The organism is Pseudomonas sp. P9_2 (genome assembly GCF_034008255.1).
Classification (GTDB): Bacteria; Pseudomonadota; Gammaproteobacteria; order Pseudomonadales; family Pseudomonadaceae; genus Aquipseudomonas; species Aquipseudomonas synxantha_A.
The window spans coordinates 4,822,379-4,840,750 of sequence record NZ_CP125376.1; the positions used below are offsets into that span (position 1 = coordinate 4,822,379).

Below are 18,372 nucleotides of genomic sequence, written 5' to 3' on the forward strand. Positions count from 1 at the left end.
GCCTCTATTCCCTTCACAATACCCCACCGCAACGGAACTTGCCGAGATCGACGCGACTCATTAGAGAATGGTCTTTCAAGCGTTGAAGACACGCCCTTTATTTTTCAGGAATCTCCCTTATGCCCGCTGAAGCATCCACCATCCTTGTAGTCGAAGACGATGCCATCGTGCGCATGCTGATCGTGGATGTACTCGAAGAGTTGGATTTCAAGGTGCTTGAGGCCGCTGACGCCGAAAAGGCACTCGAAAGGGTGCAAGACACCAGCCAGGTGATCGACTTGATGATGACCGACGTCGGCCTGCCAGACATGAATGGCAAGGAGCTGGCGACCAAGGTCCGCGAACTGCGCCCCACCCTGCCTATTCTATTTGCCAGTGGCTATGCCGAAAATATTGATGCGACGTCCGGCATGCAGGTGATCGCCAAGCCATTTTCCATCGACCAACTACGTGACAAAGTCAAATCAATGCTTCCAGCCTGACACCTCCTTTAGGATCTGTCCGCGTCGACGAAGGGATTAACGTGACGTTCAGCCAATAAAACTGGAAACTCTGCGCCTTCACCTCACGCTCTTAGACAGAACTCAGGAAGGACGCAACAACATGATTGGAAAACCGACGCGCCTGCTGTTGGCGAGCCTCTCGATATTTATGAGTACCGGCGCCTGGGCTGACTTCACCGCCAGCCCGAGTGAAGCCCGGGCAATCGCCAAGGAAGCCTACCTGTACGGTTTCCCGGTGGTGCAAATGTACAAGACGCTCTACACCCAGGCCGTTGACAAGGGCGGCGCCCACTTCAAGGCGCCGTTCAACCATATCGGTAATACCGCGCAGGTATTGACCCCCAAGGACACCGCGCTCCCTAGCCCGAACGCCGACACACCCTACTCATTCGTATGGATGGACCTGCGCAAAGAGCCTCTGGTACTGACCCTGCCCAGGATTGAAGACGAGCGCTACTACTCGGTGCAGTTGATCGACCTCTATTCCCAGAACATTGCTTACCTGGGCACCCGCAGCACCGGCAACAACGGCGGTCACTACATGATCGCCGGGCCTGACTGGAAAGGTCAGCAACCGGTGGACATCGACCGAGTGGTCTACAGCGAAAGCAACATCGCCTACGCCCTGTACCGCACGCAGCTGTTCGATGACAAGGACCTGGGCAAGGTCAAGCAAATCCAGAGCGGCTATAAAGTGCAACCCCTGAGCAGCTATGTGAAGCAGCCTGCCCCGGCCAAGGTGCCGAAGATCGAATGGCCCAAGCCGACGGCGACCATGACCGAAGGCCCGCAACTGTTTCGCTACCTGAACTTCATGCTGGCCTTCGCCGCCCCACAGGACAGCGAAAAAGACCTGCTGGCGCGCTTTGCCAAAATCGGCATAGCGCCGGGTGCGCCGTTCAAGGTCAACCAATTGACAGCAGAACAGCGCAAGGCCCTGGAAGAAGGCATCGCCGATGGCCGGGCCGAATTTGCCGCCTTCAAGAAGGACAAACTCGACACTCATCAGGTTGCCCAGGCTGATCTGTTCGGTAGCCGCGACCGTCTGCAAAACAACTACCTGTATCGCTACGCCGGTGCCGAGTTAGGCATTTTCGGTCACTCCAGCGACGAAGCGGCTCACCTGAGCTACATCGTCGACAGTGAGGGTAAGCCGGCCAACGGCGCACGCCACAGCTACACCGTGCATTTTGCCAAGGACCAGTTGCCACCGGCCGATGCGTTCTGGTCGCTGACCCTGTACGACGCCAAGACAAAATTGCTGGTGCCCAACCACAAGAAGCGCTACCTGATCAACTCGCGGATGTTACCGGCCCTCCAGCGTGACGCCGACGGTGGCCTCACCCTGGCGCTGCAACACCACGAGCCACCGAAAGCCGAACAGAGCAATTGGCTGCCGGCCCCGCCCGGTCCGTTCTATGCGGTCCTGCGTATTTACCTGCCCAAGCCCGAGGTGGGTAACGGTCAATGGAAGCTGCCCCCGTTGACACCGCTGAAATAGCACCTGGGCTTGCCGAGGCTCAATGTTTTTTGAGCTTCACGTAGGACTGATGCAGGTCCGACGCCCAGCCGTCAATGACAACTTTCACGTCGTCGGCCTTGAGCACCTGTGAGTCATTGGCCAATGGCTTGCCGGTGCCTTTGCGCACCACCTGGGCCACCACTTTGTTCGTGCCTCCATCGAGGAACTGCGCCTCAGTGCCCAGCGTGGTCTCCTGATCGCGGATACCCGTGCCGGTGCTGACTGCTGCGGCCACCAGAGCCACGGGGATAAACTCGTAGGGTTTGAGGCTTTCGGTCTTGCTACTCACGGCGGTAATCGCCGCACGCACCACGATCACGCCTGGGCCTGGAGCATTGGCCAGGGGCAGTGACTTGGCCAGTTCACGCCTGAGCGCCTGGTTGTAATAATCGCTGATGCCCCGCAGGGTGCTGTCCGGAATCTTTGCGGTGGCCTGGGGTTTGGGATAGAACTGGGTAGGCTCGATGTACGCCGCGGTGTAGCGGCTCAAGTCCAACTGCGGATCGACCCAGCGCATCACCTCTGCCCCGGAGGGCGACTTGGCTTCCTTGAGCTGGCTGTAATTGGAGAGAAACCCTGAATACTCATCCGGTTGCGGCACCTTGCTGGCACAGCCTGCCGTGCCGAGCGAGGCGACGCACAGTGTGCTGATCATGAGCCTTAACTTCATTGTTGAACTCCCTGGCGACCATCATCGTAAGAATGAGATTTAGGTATAGCCAATACTTGGGCAATGCACCTGATTAAATGCAGAGCCTGTTTTTTTCTGTGCCGATCATGCGCGTTCGCGAGGGATCAGGCTTTGCAGCTGAGCGGCCAGGAAGTTGGCGTCGAAACCGAAGGTGTCCGGGTCTTTCAGGCCGTTGGTTTTCTTCCACAGCCAGTCGTGCTTATCCGCCGGCAGGACCAGCGACACACTGCCGTGGCGGGCGGCGGTGAGGCCCATCACCGACACTGAAATCAAACCACCGACGCCCATCACATCCGGCACGAACTCCACGCTTTTGCCAGTGATATGCACACTGAGTTTTTCGCTCTTGAAGGGTGAACTCTCCACCGGCACGCTCGGGCTGCTGGCGGTGTAAGCCTCGCGCTGAACTTCCAGCAAGCCTACGGTTTTTACCGGCTCCAGCCACTGTTCAATCTGGCCGAACAGCTCGCCAAGCTTCTGCGCCCAACGTGCTGATTGCAGGTCGAACTGCTGCTGTTTGTGTGCTTCGCTATCGGCGTAATGACGAAGCATCTCGCCCAGTTGCTGTACATCGTCCATTGCGGATTTCCTTGGGTGAGCCAGGTCGCGAAGCGTCATCATGGCAGATGCAGCCGCTCAAGGGGCGAGTAACGCGTACGAATAGGGCGAACGAGGTCAAACGCGGAAATCGGAACGCGCGATTCGCCCACTTATGCTCATTATGAAGTCTTCATTTTTGTCGCCATCGAAATCGAAACGCAATAAGGTGAGCTTATGGCTACGATAATACTCGCTGGTGACGGTGAGTTGAGGGTGGGCTGCGCGCAGGGCGGAAGTATCCAATTTATCCTTGCCGCTGACAAAGTCCGTTATTGTTGTGCTTCCCAAGCTGACGGATGAATCATTCGCGCCAATAACGAAGGTATTTTTACCCGGCCCGCCTGTCAGCTTGTTAGTGCCAGAGTTCGCCTTGACATAAAAAATGTCATCGCCCTCACCGCCCTCCAGTTCGTTACCGACGTCATTGCCAATTAAAATGTCATTGCCAGCACCGCCAATAGCCCGTTCGATGGTGACGCCATTGGCGATCGAAACGTTCCCTATGCCTCCCCCTACATTAGAGAAGCTGCCCGACCTTAAGTTGACAACCTGATCTTGCTTGAATGCGGAGAAATCGAATGTGTCTTTACCACCGGCGTCCCACACGCAAAATAATGGTAAATCATCGCCCGACGCCAATTTGAATACTTCACGATCGGCATTTGAGTTAAAGCCATATGTCGTATCTCCCGTACGCGTTTGAAGGTTCACACCGAATCGATCTTGCATGAGTGCGATATCATCCATCATCGGTGTACTTGAATACTGATTGCCCTCACCATGGGATTTATTAAAGCGATGGTCTGAGCGGTTTTCCAGAAAAGGACTTCTTAGCGTGTAAGCCAGCGTATTTTCCGCGTACTTGCTTTGCGATGCTGTGGGCGCCGGGTCAGGAAGCCCTAATTTAAAGGCCGTCGCCTTTGCAATGACGTGACGCCCAAAATTATTGGGTTTTTCCAGCCCATCAACATGGCCCTGGTTCAGCGTTACCAGCACCCTGCCGGGCTGATCATCGGACACGGGTGCATACCAGGGGGCCTGCCACTTGAAGCTACTGCCATCAACCTTAAACTGCATATGATGGGATTTTGCATTGACAGACTCTTTGAACCGAATATTTGCAGCATCGCTGAAATTATTCAGAGTCTCACGGATGACGCCTTTTTGTGTTTCTGTGAACCGGCTGGTCGTGGCGCCCGTTTCGGCACGATTGGAGAACTCATACGTCACCTCCGCGGGGTCCCCGGGACGCAGTGAACCCGCAAATCCGCTGGCATGTTTTGACCTCTCTAATACTTGGTCCGTGGACAATGAAACTTGGCGATATTTAATTTGATTGCCGCGGTCGCCTGCATGATCAATTTCGACGACAGTCCTGTGTGCCACGCTGGTGGCGTTTAACCTTGTCAAAGCAATGTTCGGATCAATATTCATGAGGTAGTCCTAAGGGAATTGGGAATTTGTCTACTCGTCTGACGGCAGATTAGTGACCTGCGTATCAGTGGTATTCCTACACAAGACAGTTCCAAAACTGACTTGGCACTTGAGGCGCGGCTCGCCTGGTAGCGTTGGCAAAAACTCCCGCCGGCGTCCGGCCTTCAAAGGATGTAACCCCAGGTACAGATGACAGCTGTAACGAACCGCCTTCATTGGGTAAGGTGAAGCCTCATCCCCTTGTCCGGAGCATTGCATGCGCACCATCGGCCTTATCGGCGGCATGAGCTGGGAATCCAGCGCCGAGTATTACCGCCTCATCAACCAGCGCGTACGTGACCAGCTTGGCCCTTTGCGCAGCGCGCAGATTTTGCTGTACAGCGTGGACTTCGGCCCGGTGGAGCAGGCCCAGCACGCCGGTCGCTGGGACGATACCGCGCTGATCCTGGAGGACGCCGCGCGCCGTTTGCAGGCAGGGGGCGCCGAGTGCGTGGTGCTGTGTACCAATACCATGCACCTGGTGGCGCCGCGTATCGAGGCGGCGGTGTCGATTCCATTCCTGCATATTGCCGACGCCACGGCGGCCGCGGCGTTGGAGGCCGGTACCTTGAAGGTAGGTCTGCTCGGCACCGGTTTCACCATGGAACAGGACTTCCTCAAATCCCGTCTCGCCGCCCAGGGCCTGACCGTGCTGATACCGGACGCGGATGAGCGCAAGCAAGTGCACCGAATCATTTATGAAGAGTTGTGCGTGGGGGTCATCAGCGACGCCTCGCGCCAGGTGTATCAGCGGGTGATCCAGGCGCTCGCCGCGCGCGGCGCCCAGGCGGTCATCCTCGGCTGCACGGAAATCTGCCTGTTGATCCAGCCCGAACACAGCGCCCTGCCGCTGCTGGACACCACCGCGCTGCATGCACAGGCGGCGGTGGCGTTTGCTCTAGCGGATTAAGCCGACTTGCGCAGGCGCGCCATGCTCAGGGTGTCGACAAACGCACCGTCACGCAGGGCGTAATCGCGCAACCGCCCCTCCACTTCGAAGCCGAACTTGCGATACAGGTGATGCGCGGCTTCGTTGTCGGCATACACCGTCAGTTCCACGCGGTGCAGGTTCATCCAGTTGTCGGCGACGTCCAGCGCGGCGGTCAACAGCCGCGAGCCGACGCCCTTGCCCTGCCAGGCAGTCGCCACGCCCATGCCGAACGAACCGACATGGCTCTGACGCACGCGCAGGTACTGCTCCAGGCCCAGTTGGCCAACCACTTCACCGCCATGTACCGCCACCAACTGCAAGCGCCGCTCGTTATCCATCACCAAACGCTTGCGCCAGGCTTCCACCGATTGGAAAGGCATTTGCAGCACCTGACGGCAGACCGCCGGTTCGTTGTAGAGCGCGGCGACGCCCTCAAGGTGGGCCTCGGTAAAGCGCTGGATCACGATATGGGGCTCAGGTGCGTGCATTGTGTTTCATCCTTTGAAAGACCAATGGCGGACCAGTGTAGGGGCAAAGTCAGGCGCCTGACGAGCCCGGCGTTTTCCCACACATCAACCAGCGCCATCCTGCATCTGAACGATGGCAGTCCAGCCGTGCAACATCGATACTCAACCCAGGCCCTGCCCCCTGAACCCAGGTCCCGGCCTTCACCCTGTGACGAGAACAACAAAAAAAGTCCCACAGAGGAATACCTATGAGTCGCCTTGATTCCAATGGCCTGTTGCAGGCCTTCAGTACCCTGGCCCTGGATCTGCAGCGCCTGGCTCAACATCAAGACATCGAACATTTCCAGCACCATGCCCTGGCGCGGCTGAGCCAGTTGCTGGCATTTGACAGTGCCTGGTGGGGGCGCGCGGCGGTGATTGAGGGTGTGCCGGAGGAGCACAACAGTTACCTGTACCATTTGCCACCACACTACCTGGCGGACTGGCAGTCGATCCGCCATCTGGACGTGACCGTCGGCCGAGTTCATGCAACACCCGGCCAGGCCGTGATCATCGACATGCGCGACCCGGCCAATGGCAGCGCCTTGAATTGGCTGGGGCAGCGCCACGGCCTGGACCAATTGCTGTGCGTGATCCATATCGACCCGCAAACCCACCTCAGCGACCACCTGACGCTGTACCGCAAACCCGGTGCGCCCAGGTTCAACACCCATGACTGCCTGCTGCTCAATAATCTGATGTTGCATCTGGTGGCGGCAGTGTCCGCGAACCAGATCCGCACGCTGGTGGCCATGCGTGAAACCCTGACCAGCCCACGCAACCTCGCCTTGGCCGTATGCGACCCTCGAGGCGTATTGCAATGCGCCGAGCGCGGCTTTATCGACATTTTGCTCAGTGAGTGGCCGCGCTGGAGCGGCCCTACCCTGCCGGTACAACTGGATGAACGCGGCCATGCCGGCAAGCACATTCACATCCAGGTTTCGGCAGTGGGCGACCAGTTGCTGCTGGCGGCGCGCCTCAACCGTGCACTGCCCCAGTTGAGCCCGCGAGAGAACGACGTGGCCCAGGGGTTTGGCGAGGGCAAGACTTATAAGCAAGTGGCCCGCGACCTTGGCCTTTCACCCAATACGGTGCGCCACCATCTGCGCGCCATTTACACCAAGCTCGGGGTCAACGACAAGGCGCGTATAGCGCACTTGGTGCACGCCCCTCCCGACTGATCCTCGCCCTTTCAACTTAAGACTTTGCCACGCTCGTTTTCACGGTCGCGGGCAGCTGTTGCCCGTTTTTTGGCTGCCGCTTACAAGAGATGCCTTGCCATGATTCATTCACCTCTATGCAAGATCACAGTGCTGCTTGGCGGCACGCTGCTCAGCCTCGACAGCCAGGCCGCCGACCTTAACGCCCGGGACTTTTTCGGCGCACCGCCGGGCACCAGCCTGGGGGTGGTGTACCTGCCCGCCACCCGTGCCGGCGATTTCCATGGGCCCGCCGACAGCACCGGCAAGGCCGACCTCAAGGTCAACGCCCTGGCCTACCGCCAGGTGTATTTCACCGACGCCTGCGGCACGCTGTGTACGCCGCAGTTCATCCTGCCATTTGCCGACATTACGGCGCGCTTGCCCGGCACTGAGCAGCGCACCCGCGAGCGCGGCCTGGGCGATCCACAAGTGGGCGGCACGCTGTTTTTCATCAACGACCCGGCATCGCGCACCTACAGCGGCCTGTTGAGCCTGATCACCGTGCCGCTAGGTGAGTACCACAGCCATAACCCGGATGTGTCCCCGGGTGCCAACCGTTGGGGCGCCACCTTTGTCTACAACTACACCCAGGGCATCGGCGACAACTGGGTGCTGGAAGCCAACCTCGAAGCCCAGCTTTACGCCAGGAATGACGACTATTTTGGCAGCGAACTCAAGCAAGCCCCGCTGTACCGCCTGCAAGCCTTCGCGTCCTATGACTTCAGCGCCGCCACTTACGGGGCACTGCGCCTGATCCAGGCGGATGGTGGTGCGCTGCGCATCAACAATCGCCGTATCGACGATACCCACAAACGCTACACGCAACTGGGCCTGGAACTGGGGCATTGGCTCGACACCCAGAACCAACTGATGGTCAGCCTTTCGCAAAACGTCGCTGCCTCCAACGGCTATGCCGGGACCGAGGCCTTGCTGCGCCTGGTCCATGTGTTCTGATCCCCATTCCTGGAGTTTGAAAATGCCTACTCAACCCTCTGCGGCAAAGGCACGGCTGGCAGCAATCGTGCTGTTTGCCGCCATCACCCCAACCATCCTGATGACCGCACCCGCCGTGGCCGCGCAGTTGGCCAGCGAATGGCAACTGAGCCCGGCACGCATTGGCGATTTGTTTTCCGTGGAGCTGGGCGCGATGAGCCTGGCGACCTTGCCTGCCTGGTGGTGGCTCAAGCGCGTTGACTGGCGCGCCGCGGCCCTGATTGCAGCGCTGCTGTTTATCGTGGCCAATCTGTTGTCGATGCGCGCCGACACCTATGCAGCGTTACTGGCGCTGCGCTGTACCAGCGCCCTGGCCGGCGGCTCATTGATGATCCTCTGCCTGGCCAGCGCCGCCACTACCGCCAATCCCAGCCGTGTCTACGGGCTGTGGGTGATGGGCCAATTAGTCGTCGGTGCACTCGGGCTGATCGTACTGCCGGGCTTGTTCGAGCGGTTTGGACTGAACGCCTGTTACCTGATCCTTGCGGGCTTGATGACCCTGTTACTGCCTCTGGCCCGGGCGTTTCCCGCTGGCAATGCCACGGCACCGGCAAGCCACGGCCCTTCATTGCCTGGCTCGCGCTGGAAAGCCGCGCTGGGGCTCGGCGCGGTCCTGGCCTTTTACATCAGCTTGGGCGGTGTCTGGACCTTTATCGGTGCCTTGGGCGCCAGTGTCGGGATTTCCCCGCAACACAGTGGTGAGGTACTCGCCATCGCAACCGTAATGGGCATTGCCGGCGCCGCGAGCGCGTCGCTGATTGGCGGGCGACTGCCCCGAGCAATGCTGTTGCTCGGGGGTTATGCGCTGATGGTGGCGGCTGTGCTGCTTTTGCTCGGCGAGCCAGCGCTGCTGCGTTTTGCCCTGGCGGCGCTGCTGTTCAAGTTCATCTGGACGTTCATCCTGCCGTTGGTGCTGGCCTGCCTGGCCGATCTTGACCACAGCGGCAAACTCATGAACGCCTCCAACCTGGTGATCGGCGGTGGCCTGGCCATCGGCCCGGCGATTGCCGGCCGCCTGATCGAGGCCAGCGGCGGGTTCACCCTCCTGCTGCTGGGCGCTGCCGTTATCACGTTGCTTTCCCTGGTGATGATCCTCACCAGCCGTCCCAACCACCTCACCGAACTGGAGCCGGTATGAACCGAACCACCGCATTTTTCTTCGATGAAATGAGCCTGTGGCACAGCGCAGGTGCGCACGCGCTGACATTACCCGTAGGCGGCTGGGTACAACCGCCGGCTGGCAGCGGTCATGCCGAATCCCCGGAGACCAAACGCCGCTTGAAAAGCTTGTTGGATGTGTCTGGATTGACGCGTCATCTGCACCTGCTTAGCGCACCGCCGGCCAGTGAAGCAGACCTGCTACGGGTGCACAGCAGCGCTTATCTGCAACGCTTCAAGGCCCTGAGCGATGCTGGCGGCGGCGAGCTCGGCCCGCAGGCGCCGATTGGGCCGGGCAGCTACGAGATCGCGAAACTGTCTGCGGGCTTGACCATCGCCGCCGTAGACACGGTGCTCAAGGGCCAGGCGCACAATGCCTATTCCCTGTCCCGGCCACCTGGGCATCACTGCCTGGCAGACAGCGCCATGGGCTTCTGCTTTCTCGCCAATATTGCCATTGCCATCGAAGCGGCCAAGGTCCATAACGGGCTCGGCAAAGTCGCCGTGATCGACTGGGACGTGCACCACGGTAACGGCACGCAATCAATCTTCGAGGAGCGCGCCGATGTGTTGACGGTTTCACTGCATCAGGACGCTTGCTACCCACCGGGCTACAGCGGCGAACAGGATCGTGGCCGGGGTCCTGGCCTGGGCGCCAACATCAATATCCCGCTGCCGCCGGGCAGTGGTCACGCAACCTATGCGCATGCGATGGAACGCATCGTGTTGCCCGCCCTTGAGCGTTTCGAGCCAGAGCTGATCATCGTCGCCTGCGGCTATGACGCCAATGCCGTCGACCCACTGGCGCGCATGTTGCTGCACAGCGAATCGTTCCGGCTGATGACCCGCAGCCTGCGCCAGGCAGCCGAGCGTTTGTGCCAGGGCCGCCTGGTGCTGGTGCATGAAGGCGGTTACAGCGAAGCCTACGTACCGTTTTGCGGGTTGGCGACTCTCGAGGAATTAAGCGGCGTGCGCACCGCGGTGCAAGACCCAATGCTGGAGTTTGTGCAATTGCAGCAACCCGGTGCGGCGCTGCAAGCGTTTCAGCAACAGTGGGTGGAGCGGTTGGCGCAGGGGGTCAGTGATTAGCAGCAAGGCGCCACACCCGCGCAATATCCGCGGCGCGCTCGCGCAACAGGCGAGGGGCCTCGCTGCAGGCTTGCTCCAGACTCATTGGTCCCGACGGTAGGGCAAACGCCGCATCCACACCGTGGGCATACATCTGCTCGTAACCGTCGCCCAAGGTGCCTGCGATCACAATGACCGGTACGCCATGCTGGCTGGCGATGCGCGCTACCCCGAACGGGGTCTTGCCGCGCAGGGTCTGAGCGTCGAAGCGGCCTTCGCCGGTGATGACCAGGTCGGCGCCGCGTACGGCGTGTTCGAGGCCAACCAGTTCGGCGACCACCTCCACGCCCGGACGAAATTGTGCACCGAGGAATGCCTTGGCGGCGAAGCCCAGACCACCGGCAGCACCACTGCCCGGTTCGTCGCGCACATCCTTGGGCAGCACCTGGGCGCAGTGGTGGGCGAAATGGTCAAGGGCGGCGTCCAGTTGTGCCACCTGCTCGGGACTCGCACCTTTCTGCGGGCCGAAAATTGCTGAGGCGCCGTGAGGACCGCACAGGGGGTTATTGACGTCGGCAGCGATCTCAAAGCGCACCTGCGCCAAACGCGGGTCGAGCGTTTCAAGGCTAATACGCGCCAGGCGCGCCAACGCCAGCCCACCCGGGGACAGCGGCTGGCTTTCTGCGTCAAAAAGTTGCACACCCAGGGCCTGCATCGCACCAGCCCCGCCATCGTTGGTCGCACTGCCGCCAATCGCCAGGATAATGCGCTGCGCCCCCGCATCCAGGGCGGCGCAGATCAACTCCCCGGTGCCATATGTTGTCGTCGAACACGCGTCGCGCTGGCCCGGCGCGACCAGTTGCAAACCACTGGCCTCGGCCATCTCGATAATCGCGGTATGGCTGTCGGCCAACCAGCCCCAACGTGCCTCGACTTCGTCTCCCAGTGGGCCTCGCACGGTTTGCCGGCGCAACTGGCCATTGCACGCGGCAAGTACCGCATCCACCGTGCCTTCACCGCCATCGGCCATTGGGCATTCGACCAACTGCGCATCCGGCCAGACCTGGGCCAACCCTTCGGCAATGGCCTGGGCCGTGCCTGCGGCACTGAGGCTGTCCTTGAACGAGTCGGGGGCGATGATGATCTTCATGATGGGCTTTCTCCGGTTTTTATGATGCCCATGCTGCCAGTTGGCCTGGGCAATGACGCCGGTCCGATGCACAAGTGCAGGTGGGGTTTGTTGGTCATTTCTACAAAGCCTGCGCCTCCAGAGGCTGAGGCAACAACTGCACGCCCAGGTATAAGGTAAGCATACCGTCGAGGGTCAGCGGGTCGACGCCGCTGAGTTCGGCAATACGCTCCATGCGGTAACGCAAGCTGTTGCGGTGGATGCCCAAGGCATCGGCACACGCCTGGCTTTGCCCGTCGTGCTCGCACCAACTGCGCAAGGTGGCCAGCAGTTGCCCGTTGCTGTCCTTGGCCAGCACCTTGCGCAAGGGGTTGAGCAACTCGTCCAGGGCGTCGTCGTTGCGATGACGCCAGAGCATGACCGGCAGACGATAACGGGTGAGGGTCAACAGGCGTGTCTGCGGCAGGAGATCGCGGCCATAGGCAAGCAGATCACCGACACGGCGGTAGCAGCGGCGCAGCCCTCGCAAGCCATCCGCTTGCCCGCCAACCGCAACACGCAGGATAGTCCAACCCAGGCCGTCGAGCTTTTCCAGCAAACGCGGATTATCGACCTGCACAGCGGCAGGCCGGCACCACAGCAGGGAGAACTGCGCAGGGCTGACGCACCAACTGTCGGGATAGCGGCTGGTGAGCCAGGCACTCAAGGCTTCTGCCGATTGGCCCGGGCCCAGTTCGAACAGGTATGGCGTGCGCGCCAGATGCGGTTTGAGGCCCAGTTGCCGGGCTTCGTCCACCAGACGGGGGGAGTCGCCATTGTCGGCCAGCAGCAAGGCCAGCAAATCATCACAACGCTGGCGTCGCCATTGCTGCTCGGCTTGCTGATGGCGGTGGCTGACCAACATTTCAGCCGTCATGCGCACCAGTTCGGCATAGGTGCGCAGGCCATCGGGTTCGCCGGTAATGCCCAGCACGCCGATCAGCCGCTGATCGTGCATAAGCGGCAGGTTGATGCCCGGTTGCACGCCCTTGAGATGCTTGGCGGTCTGCCCGTCGATTTCCACCACCCGGCCATTGGCCAGGACCAACTGCGCCCCTTCGTGACGAGTATTGATACGCTCCGGCTCACCGCTGCCGAGGATCAGGCCCTGGCTGTCCATGACGTTGACGTTATAGGGCAGGATTGCCATGGTGCGATCGACAATCTCCTGCGCCAAGTCATGATCCAACTCGAACATGGGGCTAATTTCCTGAAAAGACGGGTTGTTCACCGGCACAGCGCAAAGGTGGCTTCGCTGTGCGCCGGCACAAAGACAGTCGCCCATCACGTCGCTGAGACTGTTGGGGCGGTCAACGTTACCCTCGCGCCGCGAAAAATCATAATAAAGAGAGAATCCCCATGTCACAGAGCGCTACTGCCGCACTGGCCAGCGATGACGATAAAAACGCCATCTACAAGCGCATTACCCTGCGCCTGATCCCCTTCATCTTTATCTGCTACCTGTTCAACTACCTCGACCGGGTCAACGTTGGCTTTGCCAAGTTGCAGATGCTCGATGCGTTGAAGTTCAGCGAAACCGTGTACGGCCTGGGCGCCGGGATTTTCTTTATCGGCTACGTGCTGTGCGGCGTGCCGAGTAACCTGGCGCTGACCCGGTTCGGCCCACGGCGCTGGATCGCGTTGATGATGATCGTGTGGGGCACGCTCTCCACGTGTTTGCTGTTCGTGACTACGCCCACGCATTTCTACACTTTGCGCCTGTTTACCGGTGCCGCTGAAGCCGGCTTCTTTCCAGGGGTGGTGTTGTACCTTTCACAGTGGTTTCCGACCTTCCGCCGTGGGCGGATCATGGCGCTGTTCATGTCGGCCATTCCGGTGTCCGGCTTGCTCGGCAGCCCGTTTTCCGGCTGGATTCTCAACCACTTCGCTGCCGGCCAAGGCGGGTTGGCCGGCTGGCAGTGGATGTTCCTGCTGCAAGGCATCCCGACTGTGATCCTCGGTGCCCTCGCCTACTTCCTGCTCAGTGACAGCTTCGCCCATGCCAAGTGGCTCAAGCCCCATGAACGCGCAGTGTTGGAAGCCGACCAGGCCACGGACCTGGCGAACAAGCCCGCAACCACCAGCGATTCGCTGGCTGAAGTCTTCAAGAACCCGGCGATCTGGGCGTTCGGCCTGATCTACTTCTGCATCCAGAGCGGCGTGTACGCCATCAACTTCTGGTTGCCGTCGATCATCAAGAACCTGGGCTTCAGCGACAACCTGGTGATTGGCTGGCTCAGCGCGATCCCGTATCTGCTGGCGGCGGTGTTCATGTTGCTGGTGGGCCGCTCCGCCGACTTGCGCAAGGAACGTCGCTGGCACTTGGTAGTGCCGATGCTGATGGGCGCCATCGGCCTGGTGATTGCGGTTAACTTCGCCACCACCCCGGCCATCGCCATCCTTGGCTTGACCATCGCCACCATGGGCGCCCTGACCGGCCTGCCAATGTTCTGGCCGGTGCCCACGGCCATGCTCAGTGCCGGTGCCGCAGCGGGTGGCTTGGCGTTGATCAACTCCATGGGGCAGATGGCGGGGTTTCTCAGCCCGTATATCGTGGGGTTTGTGAAGGATGCCACTGGGTCCACGGATGTGGCGTTGTACCTGCTGGCGGCGGTGATTGTGGGTGGGAGTGTGCTGGCTTTGAGGATGACGCGTACGCTCAAGGTTTAACCTCCACGGGACGGCGCAGATGCTCTTGGAAGGCGTGAGGGTGTTTGCGTCGGCACACGGTGCCTTGAATGGAATTAAAGGCTTGCCTTTTATACCTGTCACTTTTGACAGTATTCAAATTCCTGGATCGCGTTTAGCCTTCTTGGTGAATTCATTTCACTTCTTGAAGGGCTATCGAGATGATCAGTAAAACGGCACAGGGCACTCAAGGTACGTTAGCAGTCACAGTAGCAGGCGCGCACAACCTGACCTTCCAGGGTGACGCGGATAAAATGGATATGTACCAGGAGCCAAATGGAATATGGCATTTGGTGGCGACAAAACGGCTCTCGCCAGAGCCCAACCATTTTTATGGCATTGATATTTATCTTCCCGCTGAGCTACCGAGTGACGGGACCCAACACAGCTATAGCTTTGCCGATGGGCGCGCCAGGTTGCTCTTTTCTGCGCATGAAAACTCGGGTATTTCTCCCTATTGGGCAACTGCCGGGGAGATAACAGTGTCATTCGACGGTGAACGGATGCAGGCGTCTTTCTCGGGTAAAGCGCAGTTTGGTAGCGATAAACAGATAACGCTGACAAAAGGTGATGTCGACCTGACAGGCGTGTCAATGGTTCACAGCGCCCAGTATCCGGCAAAAGGCGAACTGAACCTGACCTTCGAGGGGGGACCACTACCGGGTTCTTACTCTTTCAAAACCGACCTGCGGATTGATAGCTCCGACTTCGGGGGCCACCGCCCAGATCGCCGAATCTTCATGGGCGACTATTACGATGACGGCTTGCCGCGGACTCGGAATATTTTTGCCATCGTGGTCTATAACGACGCGAAGGGATTGATCCATGACTTGGCCGGCAACAATGACGTCCGCGTTCAGTTTCAACGACTCGACAGCTATGGGACGGTGACAGCCCATGCTGGGGTGCTGAAACTGAACGAAGAAGTCACTGACGAGCATGGCTCGGGTGAGTTTGCCTGTTCCTTTCGAAGAAATGACGGGCCTGAGTTTACTGCCATAGGGACGTTTACACTGGACAAGGCCCGTCATTAACCAAAGGGCACCGGCGGTGGGCGGTTACAGTTGTCCGCCGCCGTCGATATCGATGATGCTTCCCGTTATAAAGCTGTTCTCCATGGCCAGCACATACCCCGCCGCCACGTCTTCAGCCTGCCCTACCCGGCCAACCGGCAATGCCCCGCCCGCGTTGGCAAACATCGCCACGCGCTGCTCTTGCGCCAACCCGGCATAGGCCGGGGTGTCAATCACGCCCGGGCTGATAACATTGACCCGACGTGGCGCCAGTTCCTTGGCCAGTTGCTTGCCCAATGCCTCGGTCGCAGCGTTGATGCCGGTCTTGATGAACTGCCCCCCTGCCAGCTTGCGCCCCAACTGACCGGAAGTCAGGGTGATGCTGCCGTGTTCATTCAGGAACGGCAGCGCTTGTTGAATCGCACGCAGCGCGCCCCAGAGTTTCACATTGAAGTTGTCTTGGGCTTCGCCAAGGTCGGTTTCGATCAGGGGCTTGGCCCGCACCGAAGGGCCCGAGGTGTAGACCAGGTGGTCAAAGTGCCCCACCGTTTCGAACAATCGCTGCAACGACGCGCTATCGGTGACGTCTACCGGTTCGCTGCGTACGCCGTTCTCGATGCCGGAGGTCAAGCGACGCCCGGCCAGCACCACGTGCGCGCCGCGAGCGATGGCCGCCTGGGCCACTGCCGCGCCGATACCGCTGCTGCCGCCAATAACGATGACGGTTTTACCGCTCAGAGAAGAAATCATGAGGAAACTACCTGGACAAGAAAGTGAGCCTTCATCTTCCCAGCTTGGCAATCGGCGAAAAATCCGGGTAAAACGACAAGATCTTTAAAGGATTTTTATCAATGGGCTCGATTCTCGACCTTGAAGTCTTTGTACGCAGCGCCGACACCGGTAGCCTGACGGCCGCCGCCCGTGGCCTCGGCCTTACCCCAGCAGCAGCCAGTATCGCCCTCAAGCGCCTTGAAACCCGGCTCGGCATCCGCCTGCTTGCTCGCTCCACCCGCAGCATGCGCCTGACCGAAGAAGGCCGGCGTTATCTGGACAGCGTGCGAGTGGCGCTGGAAGCCCTGTCCGAAGGCGAACATGCCATCAAGCAACAAGGCCAAAGCCTCAGTGGTTTATTGCAATTGGCCGCTCCCTCGGACTTTGGCCGCAATGTGCTGCTGGGCTGGTTGGATGAGTTCAAGCTCGAGCACCCGAACATCCGCCTGCAATTGTTACTCAACGACAGCAATGCCGATTTGTTTCGCGACACCGTCGACATCGCCCTGCGCTTTGGCGTGCCGAGGGATTCCAGCCTGGTGGCGCTGCCGGTGGTGCCCGGCCACCAGCGCATCGTCTGCGCCAGCCCCGACTATCTGGCGCGCTACGGCGCACCGCAGGTACCTGCAGATTTGGCGCAGCACAGTACGCTGCGCTACATGCGCCGCGGGCAGGCCAATAGCACCTGGTATTTCCGCCAGGGCACACTGCTGCGGGAGGTCGAAGTCAGCGGTGACTACCTCAGCGATGACGGCGAAATCGTTCGGCGCTGGGCGCTGGCCGGCCATGGCATTGTCTATAAAGCCAACCTGGATGTGGCCCGGGACATCCAGGCCGGGCGGCTGGTGCAGTTGCTTCCCGACTGGCAAGGCGAACCCACGCCGTTCAACCTGATGTGCCCTCACCGCCTGCAAGTGTCGGAGCGGGTGAAAGTGCTGCATCGCTTTTTACAGGCACGCTGCCAGACATTGCTGCGCGGATGAAGAAATGCACCCAGGGCTTGTTCCAGAGCCGTCGGGTCTGGTATTGCATGACTCACATTTGCCTGCCATGAGGAGCTTTGCATGATTTACCGCACATTGGGCCAGTCCGGGTTGAAGGTCAGCGCACTGACGCTCGGCACCATGATGTTTGGCGAACAAACCAGCACCGAAGACTCGCTGCGTATCATCGACAAGGCCTGGGACCAGGGTATCAATTTTATCGACACCGCCGACGTCTACACCGGCGGGCGCTCCGAAGAGATCGTCGGCGAAGCCATTGCGCGCAATCGCCAGGATTGGGTGCTGGCCACCAAGGTCGGCTTCGGCCCCGCCGATGGTTTGCCCAACCGCAGCGGGTTGAACCGCAAGCGCATCTTCAATGCGTTGGAAGCCAGCCTTGCGCGCCTGGATACCGATTACCTGGACATCTACTATCTGCACCGTGAAGATCACGACACGCCTCTGGAGGTAACCGTGTCGGCCATTGGCGACCTGATCCGCCAAGGCAAGATCCGCTACTGGGGCCTGTCCAATTATCGCGGTTGGCGCATCGCTGAAGTGATTCGCGTGGCCGAGCGCCTGGGGGTAGATAAACCCATTATCAGCCAGCCGCTGTATAACATCGTCAACCGCCAGGCCGAAGTCGAGCAAATCACAGCGGCGGCAGCCTATGGTTTGGGTGTGGTGCCTTACAGTCCGCTGGCCCGAGGGGTGCTCAGTGGCAAGTACGCACCTGACGTTACACCCGAGCCAGGCAGCCGTGCCGCGCGCCAGGACAAGCGCATCCTGGAAACCGAATGGCGGGTGGAGTCGCTGCGCATCGCCCAACTGATCCAGCAATACACTCAGGGACGTGGCGTGGGGATTGTAGAGTTCGCAATTGCCTGGGTGCTTAACAATGCGGCAGTGAGTTCGGCGATTGTGGGCCCGCGTACCGAGGCGCAGTGGGATGCCTACACTCGCGCGCTGGACGTAAACATCACGCCTGAGGATGAGGCCTTCATTGATTCGCTGGTCACGCCTGGGCACTCGTCCACTCCGGGGTTCAACGATGTGGGCCATTTTGTTTCCGGCCGCGTGGCGTTGCGAGCGGGCTGAAATC

The 18,372-nt window shown here is 60.0% G+C and carries 18 protein-coding genes; 11 read left to right on the plus strand and 7 right to left on the minus strand.

Translation table 11 applies throughout. From position 1 onward, the window contains the following. Positions 1-119 precede the first annotated feature (119 nt). Together QMK52_RS21415 and QMK52_RS21420 are read left to right on the plus strand one after the other, a co-directional pair. Positions 120-482, plus strand: a complete 363-nt coding sequence (locus QMK52_RS21415) for a response regulator (protein ID WP_005788275.1) — start codon at positions 120-122, stop codon at positions 480-482. A gap of 121 nt (positions 483-603) precedes the next feature. Further along, complete coding sequence (locus tag QMK52_RS21420) at positions 604-2,004, plus strand: DUF1254 domain-containing protein (RefSeq protein WP_194438192.1); 1,401 nt, start codon at positions 604-606, stop codon at positions 2,002-2,004. Positions 2,005-2,023: 19 nt separating this feature from the next. Here QMK52_RS21420 and QMK52_RS21425 read toward each other — a convergent pair whose 3' ends face one another. From QMK52_RS21425 to QMK52_RS21435, 3 genes are all read right to left on the minus strand, one after another. Then, positions 2,024-2,695: a DUF3313 domain-containing protein gene (locus tag QMK52_RS21425; RefSeq protein WP_320403376.1), complete on the minus strand. Its 672-nt coding sequence runs from the start codon at positions 2,693-2,695 to the stop codon at positions 2,024-2,026. Between the two features lie 105 nt (positions 2,696-2,800). Further along, a complete protein-coding gene (locus tag QMK52_RS21430; protein WP_005788270.1) occupies positions 2,801-3,295 on the minus strand; it encodes a hypothetical protein in 495 nt (164 codons plus the stop codon). A gap of 96 nt (positions 3,296-3,391) precedes the next feature. Continuing rightward, positions 3,392-4,750, minus strand: coding sequence for a M10 family metallopeptidase C-terminal domain-containing protein (locus QMK52_RS21435; protein ID WP_320403377.1), 1,359 nt, complete (start codon positions 4,748-4,750; stop codon positions 3,392-3,394). Positions 4,751-5,006: 256 nt separating this feature from the next. Between QMK52_RS21435 and QMK52_RS21440 the strand changes: the two genes are divergently transcribed. Next, positions 5,007-5,699 (plus strand): aspartate/glutamate racemase family protein, encoded by a 693-nt coding sequence (locus QMK52_RS21440; protein ID WP_005788267.1) that lies wholly within the window; start codon positions 5,007-5,009, stop codon positions 5,697-5,699. Here QMK52_RS21440 and QMK52_RS21445 read toward each other — a convergent pair. Then, positions 5,696-6,208, minus strand: a complete 513-nt coding sequence (locus tag QMK52_RS21445) for a GNAT family N-acetyltransferase (protein WP_005788265.1) — start codon at positions 6,206-6,208, stop codon at positions 5,696-5,698. The genes QMK52_RS21440 and QMK52_RS21445 overlap by 4 nt on opposite strands. 227 nt (positions 6,209-6,435) lie before the next feature. Between QMK52_RS21445 and QMK52_RS21450 the strand changes: the two genes are divergently transcribed. The 4 genes from QMK52_RS21450 (at position 6,436) to QMK52_RS21465 (ending at position 10,668) form a co-directional block, all read left to right on the plus strand. Beyond that, entirely contained in the window at positions 6,436-7,407 is a 972-nt protein-coding gene (locus QMK52_RS21450) for a helix-turn-helix transcriptional regulator (RefSeq protein WP_005788263.1), read from the plus strand. Between the two features lie 99 nt (positions 7,408-7,506). Next, on the plus strand, positions 7,507-8,382 hold the full coding sequence (locus tag QMK52_RS21455; RefSeq protein WP_194438189.1) for a transporter: 876 nt from the start codon (positions 7,507-7,509) through the stop codon (positions 8,380-8,382). A 22-nt stretch (positions 8,383-8,404) separates the two neighbouring features. Continuing rightward, the gene (locus tag QMK52_RS21460) at positions 8,405-9,559 is read left to right on the plus strand and encodes an MFS transporter (RefSeq protein ID WP_005788260.1); all 1,155 of its coding nucleotides are present in this window, start codon (positions 8,405-8,407) and stop codon (positions 9,557-9,559) included. Then, on the plus strand, positions 9,556-10,668 hold the full coding sequence (locus QMK52_RS21465; protein WP_194438187.1) for a class II histone deacetylase: 1,113 nt from the start codon (positions 9,556-9,558) through the stop codon (positions 10,666-10,668). Before QMK52_RS21460 ends, QMK52_RS21465 begins: the two co-directional genes overlap by 4 nt. Here the strand turns inward: QMK52_RS21465 and QMK52_RS21470 are convergent. Together QMK52_RS21470 and QMK52_RS21475 are read right to left on the minus strand one after the other, a co-directional pair. Beyond that, positions 10,658-11,797, minus strand: a complete 1,140-nt coding sequence (locus QMK52_RS21470) for a glycerate kinase (protein ID WP_194438185.1) — start codon at positions 11,795-11,797, stop codon at positions 10,658-10,660. The genes QMK52_RS21465 and QMK52_RS21470 overlap by 11 nt on opposite strands. Positions 11,798-11,897: 100 nt before the next feature. Further along, on the minus strand, positions 11,898-13,013 hold the full coding sequence (locus QMK52_RS21475; protein WP_320403378.1) for a sugar diacid recognition domain-containing protein: 1,116 nt from the start codon (positions 13,011-13,013) through the stop codon (positions 11,898-11,900). Positions 13,014-13,174: 161 nt separating this feature from the next. Here QMK52_RS21475 and QMK52_RS21480 point away from each other — a divergent pair, with 161 nt between their 5' ends. Both QMK52_RS21480 and QMK52_RS21485 read left to right on the plus strand, forming a co-directional pair. After that, on the plus strand, positions 13,175-14,485 hold the full coding sequence (locus QMK52_RS21480; protein ID WP_005788253.1) for an MFS transporter: 1,311 nt from the start codon (positions 13,175-13,177) through the stop codon (positions 14,483-14,485). Positions 14,486-14,664: 179 nt separating this feature from the next. Further along, positions 14,665-15,537, plus strand: coding sequence for a hypothetical protein (locus QMK52_RS21485; protein ID WP_032803537.1), 873 nt, complete (start codon positions 14,665-14,667; stop codon positions 15,535-15,537). Between the two features lie 24 nt (positions 15,538-15,561). Here QMK52_RS21485 and QMK52_RS21490 read toward each other — a convergent pair whose 3' ends face one another. Beyond that, positions 15,562-16,266, minus strand: coding sequence for an SDR family oxidoreductase (locus QMK52_RS21490; protein ID WP_194438181.1), 705 nt, complete (start codon positions 16,264-16,266; stop codon positions 15,562-15,564). A gap of 101 nt (positions 16,267-16,367) precedes the next feature. On the opposite strand from QMK52_RS21490, the gene QMK52_RS21495 reads away from it, so the two are divergent. Both QMK52_RS21495 and QMK52_RS21500 read left to right on the plus strand, forming a co-directional pair. Next, positions 16,368-17,270, plus strand: a complete 903-nt coding sequence (locus tag QMK52_RS21495; protein ID WP_320403379.1) for a LysR family transcriptional regulator — start codon at positions 16,368-16,370, stop codon at positions 17,268-17,270. A gap of 81 nt (positions 17,271-17,351) precedes the next feature. Continuing rightward, positions 17,352-18,368 carry an aldo/keto reductase gene (locus tag QMK52_RS21500; RefSeq protein ID WP_005788244.1) on the plus strand — a complete coding sequence of 339 codons (1,017 nt, stop codon included), beginning with the start codon at positions 17,352-17,354 and terminating at the stop codon, positions 18,366-18,368. Positions 18,369-18,372 lie beyond the last annotated feature (4 nt).